At 33.9% G+C, this 15,830-nt stretch carries 12 protein-coding genes and 1 other RNA gene; 8 read left to right on the top strand and 5 right to left on the bottom strand.

Annotation, left to right across the window (positions count from 1 at the left end):
• Nucleotides 1-69 precede the first annotated feature (69 nt).
• Together MG292_RS08235 and lpdA are read left to right on the top strand one after the other, a co-directional pair.
• Nucleotides 70-1,992 (top strand): amino acid permease, encoded by a 1,923-nt coding sequence (locus MG292_RS08235; RefSeq protein WP_264533209.1) that lies wholly within the window; start codon nt 70-72, stop codon nt 1,990-1,992.
• A gap of 180 nt (nt 1,993-2,172) precedes the next feature.
• Nucleotides 2,173-3,576: a dihydrolipoyl dehydrogenase gene (lpdA, locus tag MG292_RS08240; protein WP_264533208.1), complete on the top strand. Its 1,404-nt coding sequence runs from the start codon at nt 2,173-2,175 to the stop codon at nt 3,574-3,576.
• A 191-nt stretch (nt 3,577-3,767) separates the two neighbouring features.
• Here the strand turns inward: lpdA and MG292_RS08245 are convergent, their stop codons facing one another.
• Nucleotides 3,768-4,817 carry a glutaminyl-peptide cyclotransferase gene (locus MG292_RS08245; RefSeq protein WP_264533207.1) on the bottom strand — a complete coding sequence of 350 codons (1,050 nt, stop codon included), beginning with the start codon at nt 4,815-4,817 and terminating at the stop codon, nt 3,768-3,770.
• Nucleotides 4,818-4,905: 88 nt separating this feature from the next.
• Here MG292_RS08245 and ffs point away from each other — a divergent pair.
• The 3 genes from ffs to fsa all read left to right on the top strand — a co-directional run bounded on the left by ffs (nt 4,906) and on the right by fsa (nt 6,689).
• Nucleotides 4,906-5,003: signal recognition particle sRNA small type (ffs, locus tag MG292_RS08250), an RNA gene on the top strand.
• A gap of 104 nt (nt 5,004-5,107) precedes the next feature.
• Nucleotides 5,108-5,911, top strand: a complete 804-nt coding sequence (locus tag MG292_RS08255) for an SDR family oxidoreductase (RefSeq protein WP_264533206.1) — start codon at nt 5,108-5,110, stop codon at nt 5,909-5,911.
• A 121-nt stretch (nt 5,912-6,032) separates the two neighbouring features.
• Entirely contained in the window at nt 6,033-6,689 is a 657-nt protein-coding gene (fsa, locus tag MG292_RS08260; protein WP_264533205.1) for a fructose-6-phosphate aldolase, read from the top strand.
• Between the two features lie 202 nt (nt 6,690-6,891).
• Here fsa and MG292_RS08265 read toward each other — a convergent pair whose 3' ends face one another.
• From MG292_RS08265 to MG292_RS08280, 4 genes are all read right to left on the bottom strand, one after another.
• On the bottom strand, nt 6,892-7,956 hold the full coding sequence (locus tag MG292_RS08265; RefSeq protein WP_264533204.1) for a protein NO VEIN domain-containing protein: 1,065 nt from the start codon (nt 7,954-7,956) through the stop codon (nt 6,892-6,894).
• Entirely contained in the window at nt 7,946-9,025 is a 1,080-nt protein-coding gene (gene dcm / locus MG292_RS08270; protein ID WP_264533203.1) for a DNA (cytosine-5-)-methyltransferase, read from the bottom strand. The genes MG292_RS08265 and dcm overlap by 11 nt, the downstream gene beginning before the upstream one ends.
• Before the next feature lie 2 nt (nt 9,026-9,027).
• A complete protein-coding gene (locus MG292_RS08275) occupies nt 9,028-10,140 on the bottom strand; it encodes a DNA cytosine methyltransferase (RefSeq protein ID WP_280157846.1) in 1,113 nt (370 codons plus the stop codon).
• A gap of 495 nt (nt 10,141-10,635) precedes the next feature.
• Entirely contained in the window at nt 10,636-12,297 is a 1,662-nt protein-coding gene (locus MG292_RS08280) for an MFS transporter (RefSeq protein ID WP_264533201.1), read from the bottom strand.
• A 263-nt stretch (nt 12,298-12,560) separates the two neighbouring features.
• On the opposite strand from MG292_RS08280, the gene MG292_RS08285 reads away from it, so the two are divergent.
• The 3 genes from MG292_RS08285 to MG292_RS08295 all read left to right on the top strand — a co-directional run bounded on the left by MG292_RS08285 (nt 12,561) and on the right by MG292_RS08295 (nt 15,804).
• The gene (locus tag MG292_RS08285; RefSeq protein ID WP_264533200.1) at nt 12,561-14,177 is read left to right on the top strand and encodes an ABC-F family ATP-binding cassette domain-containing protein; all 1,617 of its coding nucleotides are present in this window, start codon (nt 12,561-12,563) and stop codon (nt 14,175-14,177) included.
• 118 nt (nt 14,178-14,295) lie between these two features.
• A complete protein-coding gene (gene pyrR / locus MG292_RS08290; protein ID WP_264533199.1) occupies nt 14,296-14,835 on the top strand; it encodes a bifunctional pyr operon transcriptional regulator/uracil phosphoribosyltransferase PyrR in 540 nt (179 codons plus the stop codon).
• A 42-nt stretch (nt 14,836-14,877) separates the two neighbouring features.
• Nucleotides 14,878-15,804: an aspartate carbamoyltransferase catalytic subunit gene (locus tag MG292_RS08295; RefSeq protein ID WP_264533198.1), complete on the top strand. Its 927-nt coding sequence runs from the start codon at nt 14,878-14,880 to the stop codon at nt 15,802-15,804.
• Nucleotides 15,805-15,830: the final 26 nt, after the last annotated feature.

Below are 15,830 nucleotides of genomic sequence, written 5' to 3' on the forward strand. Positions count from 1 at the left end.
TTGGAAATGAAATTTTAAGTTTGCATTACAATAAAAGATACTTTAGTTTACTTTTTGAATACAAATTATATGGCATTAAAGGGTTTGTTTAGGAAAAAGACAATTCATGATATCATGAAACAGGTCGAGCAAAATGAAAGTGATGGACATAATGCTTTAGGAAAACATTTGACTACCAGAGATTTAACAGCCTTTGGGATTGCAGCGATTGTTGGGGCAGGTATTTTTAGCACTATTGGTAAAGCAAGTGCTGATGGTGGTCCAGCTGTAATTTTTCTGTTTCTATTCACTGCCTTGGCCTGTGGTTTTGCGGCTTTTGCTTATGCTGAGTTTGCTTCCATGGTACCCGTTTCTGGATCGGCATACACGTATTCGTACGTAGCTTTTGGCGAAATTATCGCTTGGATTATCGGATGGGCTTTGATTATGGAATATGCCGTAGGGAATATTACGGTAGCCATTTCGTGGAGTGATTATTTTACAGGATTGCTTCGAACGGCTAATATTGAACTCCCGCAATGGATTCAAATGGACTATTTGTCGGCATCTAATGGTTTCAAAGATGCAACTGCCTTGATGCAAGGAGGAAAATCATTTGATAATTTAAGTGCTAATTTGCAAGATGCCTATACTGCTTGGACAACTTGTCCAGTAATTGGAAGTTTTCATTTTGTGGCTGATATTCCGGCTATGTTGATTATCATTGTGATTACTGCATTGGTGTATAGAGGAATGAAAGAATCTAGAAATGCAGGAAATCTAATGGTGATTATTAAATTGGGTATAATTTTATTAGTTATTGCTGTTGGGGCTTTTTATGTAGATACCACACATTGGAGTCCATTTGCGCCTAATGGAGTAAGTGGTGTTTTAAAAGGGGTTTCGGCAGTGTTTTTTGCTTATATCGGTTTTGATGCCATTTCTACTACGGCTGAAGAATGTAAAAATCCGCAACGTGATTTACCTCGAGGTATGATGTGGGCGATTATTATTTGTACCATTTTGTATATTGTTATCGCATTGGTTTTAACCGGAATGGTAAGTTATAATGAATTGAATGTGGGTGACCCATTGGCTTTTGTATTTGAAAAATTAGATTTAAAATGGATGTCGGGCATTATAGCTGTGAGTGCTGTAATTGCCATGGCAAGTGTGCTTTTGGTTTTCCAAATGGGGCAACCTCGTATTTGGATGAGTATGAGTCGAGACGGTTTATTACCTCAAAAATTCTCTAGAGTACATCCAAAATTCAAAACACCATCGTATGCTACTATAGTGACTGGTTTTGTAGTAGGAATTCCTGCTTTGTTTATGAATTTGACTATGGTAACTGACTTGTGTAGTATCGGAACCTTATTCGCATTTGTATTGGTGTGTGCAGGAGTTTTAGTTTTGCAAAACAAAAAAGATATTCCGAGAGGAAAATTTAAAACACCCTACATCAATGCGAAATATATCTTTCCAATTGCCTTATTGTTGGAAGTGTTTTTTGCGTTCACCTACAATAGTAAGGCTACGATGAAATTCATTGCGAATGAAACTCAAGTAAATTCACCATCTACAATAGTGACGGCTTTAAATCAATCAGAAACAGATAAAGTATATCGATATTTAGTTGGATTGGAAACCAAACAATCGACTAACGATGTAGAAGCATTGTTGAGTCAATACCAAGAAGACGATGCAAAATACGAAGCCATTGTAGCTGGTTTGCCAATTTCCAATGATATAAAATACGAAAGCGGTTTTGATTTGTTCAAACATAAAATACCGATGTGGATTTTTGTAATCACATTAATCGGCTTAGCGATTTGGTCTTACAAAGAAAATTTATCCTTAATTCCCTTATTAGGCTTAGTTTCTTGTTTGTACATGATGGCCGAATTGAGTGTTTGGAATTGGATTTATTTCACGGTTTGGTTACTATTAGGATTGGTAATTTATTTTGGCTTTAGCCGAAAAAATAGTAAGTTGAATCAAAATAAAAACTAATTTACGTTATAAAATTGATATCAAAACGTTCTGAATGTATTCAGAACGTTTTTGTTTTAAGAATAATTCGGCATAAAAACACAAAAGAGTTACAATTCGCAATAAAAAATCGTATACTTTGAATAATAAACAAAACTTAATTTCTTAAGTTTGCATCACTAAAAAATAAATACTATTACTATGAGTTCATTTGACGTAGTCGTTATAGGTTCTGGTCCTGGTGGATATGTGTCAGCAATTCGTTGCGCACAATTGGGTTTCAAAACCGCTATTATTGAAAAATATGCTACTTTAGGAGGTACTTGCTTGAATGTAGGTTGTATTCCTTCTAAAGCATTATTGTCTTCTTCACATCATTATGCAGAAATTGCTCATTTCGCTGAACACGGAATCGAACTTTCTGGAGAGGTTAAAGTAAATTTAGAGAAGATGATTGCGCGTAAGCAAGCGGTGGTAGAGCAAACTTCAGGAGGAATCAACTACTTGATGGACAAAAATAAGATAACTGTTTTTAATGGTTTAGGTTCGTTTGTTGATGCTACTCATATCGCTATTGCTAAAGCGGATGGCACTTCAGAAACTATTGAAGCTAAAAATACCATTATTGCTACAGGTTCAAAACCATCTTCTTTGCCATTTATCAAAATTGATAAAGAAAGAATCATCACATCGACTGAAGCTTTGGCTTTGAAAGAAGTACCAAAACACTTAGTTATTATTGGTGGTGGTGTAATTGGAATTGAATTAGGACAAGTGTATCTTCGTTTAGGAGCACAAGTTTCTGTAGTGGAATTCATGGACCGAATTATTCCTGGAATGGACAGTTCATTGTCTAAAGAATTGACTAAAGTCTTGAAAAAACAAGGAATGAAATTCTATACTTCTCACAAAGTACAATCAGTGGAAAGAGCAGGAGATGTTGTGACTGTAAAAGCTGAAAATGCAAAAGGAGAAATTATTACTTTAGAAGGAGATTATTCATTAGTGTCTGTAGGGCGTCGTCCATACACTGACGGATTGAATGCAGACAAAGCGGGTGTAAAAATTACAGATAGAGGACAAGTAGAAGTAAACGATCATTTGCAAACTTCGGTTTCTAATATCTATGCTATTGGAGATGTAGTTCGTGGCGCTATGTTGGCTCACAAAGCCGAAGAAGAAGGAACTATGGTAGCTGAAATTATTGCGGGTCAAAAACCACATATTGATTACAATTTGATTCCGGGAGTGGTGTACACTTGGCCAGAAGTAGCTGCTGTTGGTCAAACCGAAGAGCAATTGAAAGCTTCTGGTGTAGAGTTTAAATCAGGAAGTTTCCCGTTCAAAGCCTTAGGTCGTGCTAGAGCAAGTGGCGATTTAGACGGATTTGTGAAAATATTAGCAGATGCTAAAACCGATGAGGTTTTAGGAGTACATATGATTGGTGCTAGAACAGCCGATTTAATTGCAGAAGCAGTAACTGCTATGGAATTTAGAGCTTCTGCTGAAGATATTTCAAGAATGTCACACGCACATCCAACATTTGCTGAAGCTATCAAAGAGGCGGCTTTAGCTGCAACGGATAATAGAGCATTACATGTTTAATACTGTAAAGTTGAAATAAAAAAAAGCCCGTTCCATTGAACGGGCTTTTTTGTGGAATGTCTTGTCTAAAAAAGTTAACTAAAGATTAAGTATGCTATCAACAATGAAAGTTTTTCAAATATAAAAGAGGACTTCACAAATAAATTATTTTTGAGAGTCAATCTTTTTAAAGATAATTCAGGTTTTATTTTTTATTCTGAAACTTTAATTTCAAATAGTTTATCCCAATTTTTACCTGTTACAAATAGTGTTTTGGTTTTAGGATTGTAAGCAATTCCGTTGAGTACTTCGGCAGTTGGGTTTTTTACAAATTTTCTAAGCCCTGATAAATCCAAAATTCCTTCCACAGATCCACTTGTAGGATTTACTACTGCAATAGCATCTTTTTGCCAAACGTTAGCATAAATTTTTCCATCAATCCATTCTAATTCATTGATTGATTTTATTTTAGCATTTCCAGAATAAACATTACTATAATCTACCATTTTCAAAGTGTTTGGATCCATTTTCCAAATTTTTTCGGTGCCGTCTGTTTGGTAAATGTACTTGCCATCATTTGTCATTCCCCAACCTTCAATGTCTTTCTCATAAGTAAACGTTTTTTCTAATTTCAATGTAGTCGCATTGTAGATGAATCCTGTTTTTTCCTGCCAAGTAAGTTGGTACAATTTATTGTTGACAAAGGTGATTCCTTCTCCGAAGTACTTTGCATCTAAATTGTTTTGTTTGAAGATTTTACCTGTTTTATAATCGTATTTTCTAAAATAAGAAGCTCCTTTTTGGCCTGTACTTTCGAATAAAGTATCATTATGAAATTCAAGACCTTCTGTGAAAGAAGCTGTATCGTGAGCAAAAGTGTTTACAATTGAATACTTCAATAATTTGGGCTGTACATTGGAAACCAATTCTACTCGGTCCGTCGCTTCAGTAGTTTCTCCTTCAAAGTAAATAATAGCTTTCAGATTTTGATAGCCAAGTTTCTGATCTTTAAAAGTAAAAGGCAGTTTACTTAATCCTTTTGTGGTGCCAATTTTAGTTTCGTTTACATAATACACCACACTATCAACCGTTTTTGAATTGGGATTTAAAAGATTTAATTCGATAGATTCTTGGGGTAGGTATTGTGCTTTAAATTGGTTACTATCAAAAGTAAATAGGGTGTTGTTTTCTTTTTTAGCTCCGCCACAGTTGGATAAAATTAGCCCTAATAAAATGATAAATAAGAAGTTATACTTTTTCATAGTGTAATATTTGAATGCTCGAATATACAACCTTATTTTATTAGTAGCAATGCACTTGTAAAAATATAAAAAGGTTGTATATTTGCAACGGCAAGTCCTACACGACCAGCTCCTGCAGACTCCCCCAGGATGGGAACATAGCAAGGGTAAGCGGTTGAGCGGTGCGATGTAGGTCGCTTGCCATTTTTTATGAATCTTCCATTGGGAAGATTTTTTTGTTTTAAAGGTATTCAGAACTTCTTTTTGAGTATTTTTATGGCTTAAAGCAAATGCAATAAATACAGAATTAGATGGGTAAAGTGGTTTTAATTACAGGAGGATCTTCAGGAATAGGGAAGGCTATAGGCGATTTTTTATTTCATAAAGGCTTTACGGTATATGGAACAAGTAGAAACCCTGAAAAGGTGTCTAATTCTCTTTTTCCTTTGATTGCTTTAGATGTTCGAGAGGTTGCTTCAATTCAGTCAGCAGTAGCTACAATTATTCAAGAAGCGGGGAGATTAGATATTGTGATTAATAATGCCGGGGTGGGTATTACAGGACCTTTGGAAGAAATTCCAATGGATGAAATCAAAAACAATTTTGAAACTAATTTCTTTGGTCCTATCGAAGTAATGAAAGCGGCATTGCCTCAAATGCGCGTTCAACAATCAGGATTGATTATTAATATTACCTCCATTGCAGGCTATATGGGATTGCCGTATCGCTCCGTATATTCGGCTTCTAAAGGAGCTTTGGAGTTAATCACGGAAGCGTTGCGAATGGAAGTGAAGTCGTTTGGAATTCAAATTACGAATGTGGCTCCAGGTGATTTTGCCACCAATATCGCAGCAGGACGTTTTCATGCGCCAGTAGTACAAGGTTCGGCTTACGAGAAAGTATATGCGGGAGTTTTACAAACTATGGATGCACACGTAGATAGCGGTAGTAATCCCAATGAAATGGCCGAAGCGGTGTATCGAATTATTCAAAATCCAAATCCTAAAATTCATTATAAAGTAGGCGCTTTTATGCAAAAATTCTCGATTGTATTAAAAAGAATTCTGCCTGATAAAGTCTACGAAAAAATGCTGATGAATCATTATAAGTTGTAATTTTGCAAGGCGTTTGCGTGAGGGATTGCAGTGAAAATCCTTTTTCAAAGAAAAAGATTGCAACGTAAAGCCCGACCCTTGTGGTCACGCCCAAATGAGAACACATAACAAATAGATAGATATGAAATTTTTTATTGACACGGCTAATTTAGCTCAAATTAAAGAAGCGCAGTCTTTAGGCGTTTTAGATGGCGTAACTACTAATCCGTCATTAATGGCAAAAGAAGGAATTACAGGAAAGAACAACATTTTGAAACATTATGTTGACATTTGTAATTTAGTTGACGGCGATGTAAGTGCTGAAGTAAATGCTTTGGATTTTGAAGGAATGATTAAAGAAGGCGAGGAGTTAGCTGATTTACACGAGCAAATCGTAGTGAAATTACCCATGACTAAAGAGGGAGTTCAAGCGGCTAAATATTTTTCGGACAAAGGTATTAGAACGAATGTTACTTTAGTATTCTCTGCAGGACAAGCGTTGTTAGCGGCTAAAGCTGGAGCTACTTATGTTTCTCCGTTCATTGGTCGTTTGGATGATGTTTCTACAGATGGATTGGCATTGATTGAAGAAATTCGTCAGATTTATGATAACTACGGATTTGAAACGCAAATTTTAGCGGCTTCTGTACGCCACACGATGCACATTATGAATTGTGCTAAAATTGGTGCCGATGTCATGACAGGACCTCTTTCGGCTATCTACGGCTTGTTGAAACACCCATTGACTGATATTGGATTAGCGCAGTTTGTGGCTGATTTTGAGAAAGGAAATAAATAAAACCAGTTTTGGTTTAAATTATAAAATCCCATCAATTGATGGGATTTTTTGGTTTTTGGTTTTGACGTTTTCAGGCTTTGTGTTCGGGAAGGATTTTGAAGCACTCATTTTCAGTTTGGAACTAATGTCATTTGAAAACCAAATGTTCAATTCAGCACTGAACCCGCCATTTTGCCAAACTGCTGTTGTGCGATCGCCCTTTTTAGAAGTTTAGAAGGATTTCATTATTAAAGGTTAGTAATTCATTGGTTGGTTTTATAGCCATTTTTGTCATCTGTAAGGTTACTTGTTGTTGGCTTAAAGATGTGCATAGTTGTGATATTTGAGGTTGAATTATTGTTGCAATATTTCTACTATTTTCGCAAATTCGTAGTTTTGGATTTGCTAAATCTTCGGATAAATCAAATACTCTATAAATATGATAATTGCTTTTGTCTGCAATACATTCAATTTCTTGATTACTGAAGATTAGAGGTTGTTCAAATTTAAAGTTCGTTGATTTTACATCTATGAATATTACATTTTGGTCATTCTTTTGAATGCTGAAGTCGTATGGAAGACCCGTTTCCATACTTCTGTTATACCAAGTGTAATTAAATATTTGATTTCTTGATTTTTGATAGTCAAGATAATTTGCAATTATTTCTTCTCCCTTTTTTCCTGTTTCTTTAAATAAATTATTCGCATTTTCTAAATCAAAAGGTCTGTATTTTTTTGATGTTCCAACCTGTGATGCGATTTCTAATTCTTCAATTATTTTTTTTCCACTAACATTTACTTTATTTTCAAGATAATTTAGAAGTTGTGTGTATTGATTGTCAGAATCATCAATTCTTCCTCCTCTTGATAAATCAAGAATATTAGATACTTCGGAATAGTCAGAAGATTGGTCATTGAAAAAATAGAATACCATTTCTTCATTTTCAAGTCCAAACCAAATTAAAAACCATCTGTATGAAGAAGGATATTCTGCCGCTTTATCTCTTATGACTGTTACTACAGAAACAGAATTACGTTCTCCTTTTCTAATTTTAGGACTTCTATATGTTCCGTCTGGATTTTCTATTCTATCAAAATAGCAATCTACACTATCAATATTATTGTTATAAATCAAAAGAGCTTTTTCTTCTACTTCCGAATCTTGCAGATATGTAAATATATCTCCGTATAATCCAATATGAGTTTGATGACTTGTGCCTAATCCTAAGTCAGCTAACGATAGCTGTTTAAAGCCAATTTTACGTTCGCTATGTAATTTAAAGAACATATTTAATAAGGTCGTTTTTTATGAAAAGATAATGCAAGACAGCATAAACTGTGTTTACACTTACTGCATTTCCTGCTTGTTTATAAAGTTGATGATTACTAACTCCTACATTCATTGCATTTGAAACAAAACTTCCATTGAACCCTTGTAATAAAAATGCTTCGTGAGGTGTTAGTTTTCTTATTCTGTGTTTAGCCTGTTCTTCTTTTGAATATTCGGTTTTCAAATATTCTAAAGGTTTTTCAGAATTTAAAAATTCGTGAGAAAAATAATTATCTTGGCAAGCTCTGTGCATTTTTACCATAGTTGCTGTTAATGGTCTTGCAACAAGTTGGTTTATTTCAGATTTTGACTTAAAATTTTTAGAACCATTTGATAAAATGGTAGGTTTTAATGTTTCAGAAAGATAATATTTTTCTTCTACTTCTTTTCCAAGTACATCAAGTGTTGTTTTTTGTTTTAGTAAGCTACATTTTTTGATACTTTTAAAATTGTCAATAACTACTTTTTCATTGAAAATAAAATCTTTTGGCAAGTCTTCTGTTGTTGCAAAGATAAAAACACGATTTCTCTTTTGTGCTAATCCAAAATTTTGAGTATTGAAAATATTGTAAAATACATTTTTGTATCCTACTTTTCTGATTTCTTCTTCAATAACTTTAATTGTATTTCCTTTGTCGTGAGTAACAATATTTTTTACATTTTCAAGTAAAATGAATTTAGGCTTTTTAACTTTTAAAATTTCAATAATATTAAAAAATACATTCCCTCTAACGTCTTCAAATCCTTTTTGTTTTCCCATCATACTAAATGATTGACAAGGAAATCCACCTGTTAGAACATCAAAATCTGCAAGATTTTCAATATTTCTTTTATGTGATGTAAACTCTACTATATCGCCTAAAACGGTTTCGTTTTTGGTGTTATAATTTGCTGTATATGTTTTATTAGCGTAAATATCTAATTCTGAATAACCGATACATTGCATAGGTATTTTAAGGTCTTCTCCAAAAATGTCGAAAGCCTTTCTGAATCCTCCAATACCTGCGAATAATTCTAAGTGTTTCATAATTACAAATATTTGATAATTTCCTTACCAATAAATTCTGCAAGTTTTACGGGAACAGCATTTCCTATCTGTGCATACCAATAATTTGGTGTTCCTTTAAAAACATAATAATCTGGAAATGTTTGAATTCTTGCGGCTTCTCTTGGTGACAAACCTCTTGCCTGATTTGGATGAATGTACATATTGCAATCGTGCTTCATATGCGAAGTGATTGTTTTGCATACTTCATTTTCATCAAGTTTGAAATATTTATCTTTAAAAATGTGATTTCTACTTTTGTACGGCATTATATGCTCAATACTTTTATGAAGTGAATTTCCTCCTTGCGGTAGCAAGGAAAAAATTTCAATATCTCTATCGTTATTGAAACGATTTTTATGATTGTATAGTTTATTTACTTTTTTGCCATTGTTTACAAAATCCGCATAAGTAGATTTTGGGAAAGAATATTCGGTTTCAAAAAAACCAATTTCTTTATTTTCGATTTGAGTATTATTCTTTGTTCGATTTGGTTCAAGTTTTGGCAAGTCGCTTATTGCGTCTTTCAAAACAAAAGGATTTTTAAGTTTATTATTTTTGATTTGGTCAAAAATACTATCGTTATCAATTCCTAATCTATTTCCAATAATAAAAAAACGTTCTCTATTTTGAGGTAGTCCAAAATCTTTAGCGTTGAATAATGAATGAGAAAAAGAATATTCTTCTCCCAAATATTCTTTAAAGTCATTTTTAATTTCATCTATTTTTTTTGACATACCTTTCACGTTTTCCATTACAAAAAACTTTGGTTTTACTTCTTTCAAAAACTCTAAAAATGCTTTATAAAGTGTGTTTCTTGGGTCATCTAAAATTCTTTGTCTATTTGCCATTGAGAAACCTTGGCAAGGTGGTCCACCACAAACTAAATCTACATCAGTAAACTTTGATTTGTACTCCTTGATATTCTGATTTAACTCGTTTATATCTCCTGTAAAATAGGAATCCTCGGATAAATTTCTATTGTATAAATAGGTTTCAAAAAGGGATTGGTTGATTTCATTTGCAAAAATAGTTGTAAACCCAGCTTGTTCCATTCCCAAACTAAGTCCACCACAACCTGCAAATAAATCAATCATTTTTTTCATAAATGCAAAGGTACAAAATTATGTCTTTATATGAAAGGTTTTTTATCGGTATTGCGGTTTTTCAAGGGTGTCGCACAACTTATTTATATGCTCAGTTTTTTGCTCTTTTGTTGAGCAAAGCCAACCTAATGCGACTAGCTATACTCAACCAACTTTGATTTGTGAAATCAAAAAAATAATTCCAAAAACGGTTGTAGTCGGTTATTGTTTAATTTATTAAATCTGTAAAGGAAAATGATTTGGCTCGAGTGCAGTTACAGAGTATTTCAAATGTAAGAAAAGTTTTTTAATATGCAAATGTTAATTTAATAATGTAACAATTTGAAAATGTAAGAATGTAGCAATGAAAAGGAGTTTAGACTTATAGTTCCGTTTTAATATACGATTTACGATATACGATTTTGAAGCTTAGGGATGATTCAAAAAAAACCTCCAAATTGCGATGGCGCTTTGGAGGTAGGTTTGGTTTTGGTTAGTTGTGTATTTTTAGTGTCCACCACCCACTTCGATATCGTGACCGATACCTTGTTTTTCTAATATTCCAATTACTTTCCAGCCGTAGAATGCAATAAATGCAAAACACAATACAGGAATAAAGTATGAAGTATGAATTCCAATTACATCGGCTAGTTTACCTTGCAATGGAGGGATAATTCCTCCTCCTAAAATCATCATAACTAAGAAAGCGGCTCCTTGTGAAGTGTATTTTCCTAAACCTGCAATTCCTAAAGAGAAGATACATGGCCACATAATACTTAAGAACAATCCACCACTCATGAAGGCAAAAATAGCAATAGTTCCCGTTGTAAGTAAACCAATTAGCATTGCAATTGCACCTAATAATCCAAAAATCATCAATGTTCTTGATGGTTGGTCTTTACCTAGGAAGAAACCAACAATTTGGAATACGATTACAAAAGCATAGCCATACAAAGGTGTGATATCTTGTCCAGAAATAGCATTAGCAGTTAAAACCACTCCAAAAGCAACATAAGGTACTACAATAAGCAATATCTTTCTCATTTGTGAAGACGGATTGAAAACAGAAATGGCTCCTGCCCAACGTCCAATCATTAAACTTCCCCAATACATCGACATGAAGGGTGCTAAAGCAGGTCCTGTAATGGCACCAAAATCTTCTGTTTTTAATAACTCACCTAGGTTACTACCAATAGTCACTTCAACTCCTACATAGGTAAATAAAGCCAGCATCCCTAGTACTAATTGAGGGTATTTCATAGCACCCCAACCTTCTGGATTTTTCTGAGCGGTTTTGTTGGCAAACAAAAGTCCAACTACAACAATCAATAAGGTGGAAATGGTCAATCCTAATCCTAAATAATCAATCTCGTGATTGGTAATAAAACGCTCAATAAATTCTGGATCTTCATAGCGCGAGAAAATGTATCCAAAAACAATTATTAATAGAACTGTAATGGTAATAAGTGTTTTCAAAGCTTTATTCGCAATTTCAAAACTGTCATCACTTTTTCCTGAAGGCAATTTTTTAGAAAAATGAAACAAAGCCGCTGCAAGAAGGAAAAGTCCTCCAACAGCCATGTATAGCGTAATCATCGAGTCTAATGAATTTGGTTTTTTTGCAAATTCTTCAATATTTACTCCTGCTATAACGCCAAACAAAGCAAAAGAAACTACAATAGGCCCAATGGTGGTTCCTAAAGAGTTAATTCCTCCAGCTAAATTTAATCGGCTAGAAGCAGTGTGTGGTTCTCCCAATGATGCCGCAAAGGGTTGAGCCGAGGTTTGTTGTAATGAAAACCCTAAAGCAACAATGAATAAGGCGCCTAAAATAAATAAATAACTTCCTTGTGTTACGGCTAAAATCATCAAAGCAGCACCAAACGTACTAATCAATAATCCGTAAATGATTCCTTTTTTGAATCCCCATCCGTTTAGAATATCTCTTTTTGCAGCACTACTAAAAATAAAAAGCAGTAAGGCTCCAATGTAATAGGCTCCATAAAAAGCAAAGTCAATTAGCTGACTTTGAAATTGATCTAATCCAAACTTCGCTTTGCAAAAGGGAATGAAAACACCGTTGGATGCTCCAATAAATCCCCAAAAGAAGAAGACCGTAATTAGGGTCGATAGCGCCGAGTTATTCGACTTCGTTTGTTCTGAATTCATTTTTTTTTGGTTTTTTTAGTTTGTGATAATTAATTGCTGTAAAGATGTAAAAGTATTTGTTACAAAAATTAAAAAAAAATAATTTGAAGTAAATATTGTTAAAATTATTGAATAAATAATTTTTTATAACATTCACTGATTTTTTTCTATTAGTTAGATTGTAATACTAGTTTTTCTAAATTATACAGAACAGTATTCACTTAAAGAATGTAAAGATGATTCTATAATTAGTTTTTTGCTACTTTTGCAAAAAAAAAACACAGATGTTAACAGTTAATAATTTATCCGTTCAATTTGGTAAGCGAGTTTTGTTTGACGAAGTAAATACTACCTTTACTCAAGGTAATATTTATGGTGTAATTGGTGCCAATGGAGCAGGAAAATCTACTTTTTTAAAAATCTTATCAGGAGAATTAGAACCTACTTCGGGGCACATTCATTTAGAACCGGGCAAACGTATGTCGGTTTTGAACCAAAACCATAATATGTTTGATGAGTACACTGTTTTAGAAACCGTCTTAATGGGAAATAAAATTTTGTATGCCGTTAAAAAGGAAATGGATGAATTGTATTTAGATTATAATGATGCTAATGCCGATAGAATAGGAGAGTTGCAAGTGCAATTTGAAGAAATGAACGGTTGGAATGCTGATTCTGATGCAGCGTCTATGTTGTCCAATTTGGGTATTTCGGAAGACAATCATTATACTGTAATGGCCGATTTGGAAGGAAAGATGAAGGTTCGTGTGCTTTTGGCACAGGCGCTTTTCGGTAATCCAGATGTATTGATTATGGATGAGCCTACCAATGATTTGGACTTTGAAACCATTGCTTGGTTAGAGAATTTCTTGGCTAATTATGAGAATACGGTTATTGTGGTATCTCACGATCGTCACTTTTTGGATGCAGTTTGTACGCATATTTCAGATATTGATTTTGGAAAAATCAACCATTATTCAGGAAACTATACCTTTTGGTACGAGTCAAGTCAGTTAGCGGCAAAACAACGTGCGCAACAAAATAAAAAAGCAGAAGAAAAAAAACAAGAATTGGAAGAATTTATTCGTCGTTTTTCTGCGAATGTGGCCAAATCAAAACAAGCTACTTCTCGTAAAAAAATGATTTCTAAATTGAATATTGCTGAAATCAAGCCTTCAAGCCGTCGTTATCCTGCGATTATTTTTGACCAAGATCGTGAAGCGGGTGACCAAATTCTAAATGTAGAAAACTTAAGTGCTTCTATTGATGGAGAAGTTTTATTCAAAGGAGTGGATTTGAATATGGCAAAAGGAGATAAGATTGTTCTTTTCTCTAAAGATTCTCGTGCTACAACTGCTTTTTACGAAATCTTGAATGGTGAGCAAAAAGCCGATTCAGGAACCTATGATTGGGGAATTACAACCAATCAAGCCTATTTACCCGCAGAAAACCATAAGTATTTTGAGAATGATTTGACTTTGGTAGATTGGTTGCGTCAATGGGCAAAAACAGAAGAAGAAAGAGACGAAGTATATATTAGAGGTTTTTTAGGAAAAATGATTTTCTCTGGCGAAGAGGCTTTAAAAACAAGCCGTGTATTATCAGGAGGAGAAAAAGTACGTTGTATGTTGTCTCGTATGATGATGGAGCGCGCTAATATTTTGATGTTGGACGAACCAACCAATCACTTGGATTTGGAGTCGATTACTGCTTTCAATAATTCGTTAAAGAATTTCAAAGGTTCGGTTATATTCACAACTCATGACCATGAGTTTGCACAAACTGTGGGTAATAGAGTAGTGGAGTTAACACCTAACGGAGCCATTGATCGTTACATGACTTTTGACGATTATTTAGATGATGAAAAAGTACAGGAATTAAGAGTGAAAATGTATTCTTAAATAGTTTAAAAAGCCTTGAATTTTCAAGGCTTTTTTTTAGCTAATTTTTCTGTGATTTTTAATTATCAATCATAAAACAGAATTTGTATATTTGCCTAACCAAACATTACACTTTACCATGAGTCAAAAAGTATTACTTACTGCAAAAGAAGTTACTATCATACTGCATCGTTTGGCTTGTCAATTAATTGAAAAACACTTGGATTTCTCGGATACGATTCTAGTTGGAATACAGCCTAGAGGTGTTTTCTTGGCAGAACGTTTAAAAGAAATTTTAGAAAAAGAATACCAAACACCCTCAATTACTTTAGGTTATTTGGACATTACTTTTTTTAGAGATGATTTCAGAAGAACCGATAAACCTTTGGAGGCAAATAAAACCAATATCAATTTTATAGTCGAAAATAAAAAAGTCATTTTTATTGACGATGTTTTATTTACTGGACGCAGTATTCGTTCGGCTTTAACCGCTATTCAATCTTTTGGAAGACCTTCTGAAATTGAATTGTTGGTATTAATTGATCGACGTTTTAGTCGTAATTTGCCTATTCAGCCCGATTATAGAGGCAGACAGGTAGATGCTATCAATAATGAAAAAGTAAAAGTGTGTTGGAAAGAAAATGATGGAGAAGACGGCGTTTATTTAATTACTAATTAAGTAGCAAGTCAATCATTAAAAAAAATATAATTGTAAAGAAAAATGAAAGAATTAAGCGTAAATCATTTATTAGGAATAAAATACATTAACAAAAATGATATTGACTTAATTTTTGAAACCGCTGATCATTTTAAGGAAGTTATCAATAGACCTATTAAGAAAGTTCCTTCTTTACGAGACATTACCATTGCCAACATCTTTTTTGAAAATAGTACCCGAACCAAACTTTCTTTTGAATTAGCCCAAAAACGATTGTCTGCTGACGTGATTAGTTTTTCGGCAGCCCAATCTTCAGTTAAGAAAGGGGAAACACTGATTGACACCGTAAATAATATCCTTTCCATGAAAGTAGATATGGTGGTGATGCGTCATGCCAATCCAGGCGCGGCTTACTTCTTATCAAAAAATGTAAATGCAAGCATAGTCAATGCAGGAGATGGAGCACATGAACATCCTACCCAAGCCTTGTTAGATAGTTATTCGATACGTGAGAAATTAGGTGATGTAGCAGGGAAAAAAGTAGTAATTGTGGGTGATATTTTACACTCTCGTGTGGCTTTGTCTAATATATATGCTTTGCAAATGCAAGGAGCAGAAGTAAAGGTATGTGGTCCAAAAACATTGATTCCAAAACACATCGAATCACTTGGAGTAACAGTTGAATCTAATTTGCGTAAAGCGCTTGAATGGTGTGATGTAGCCAATATGTTGCGAGTACAAAACGAACGCATGGACGTGAATTATTTTCCTTCTACAAGAGAATATGCACAGCAATATGGAGTAGATAAAAATCTTTTGGACTCGCTAAATAAAGAGATTGTAATTATGCACCCGGGACCTATCAACCGTGGAGTTGAAATTACAAGTGATGTTGCCGATTCTCAACAATCGGTTATTTTGGACCAAGTAGAAAATGGAGTAGCCATCCGAATGGCGGTTATTTATCTTTTGGCTTCAAAAATCCAATAATTTCATACGAATTACGTAAATTAGTT

The organism is Flavobacterium keumense, from assembly GCF_029866485.1.
In the GTDB taxonomy this organism is placed as follows: domain Bacteria; phylum Bacteroidota; class Bacteroidia; order Flavobacteriales; family Flavobacteriaceae; genus Flavobacterium; species Flavobacterium keumense.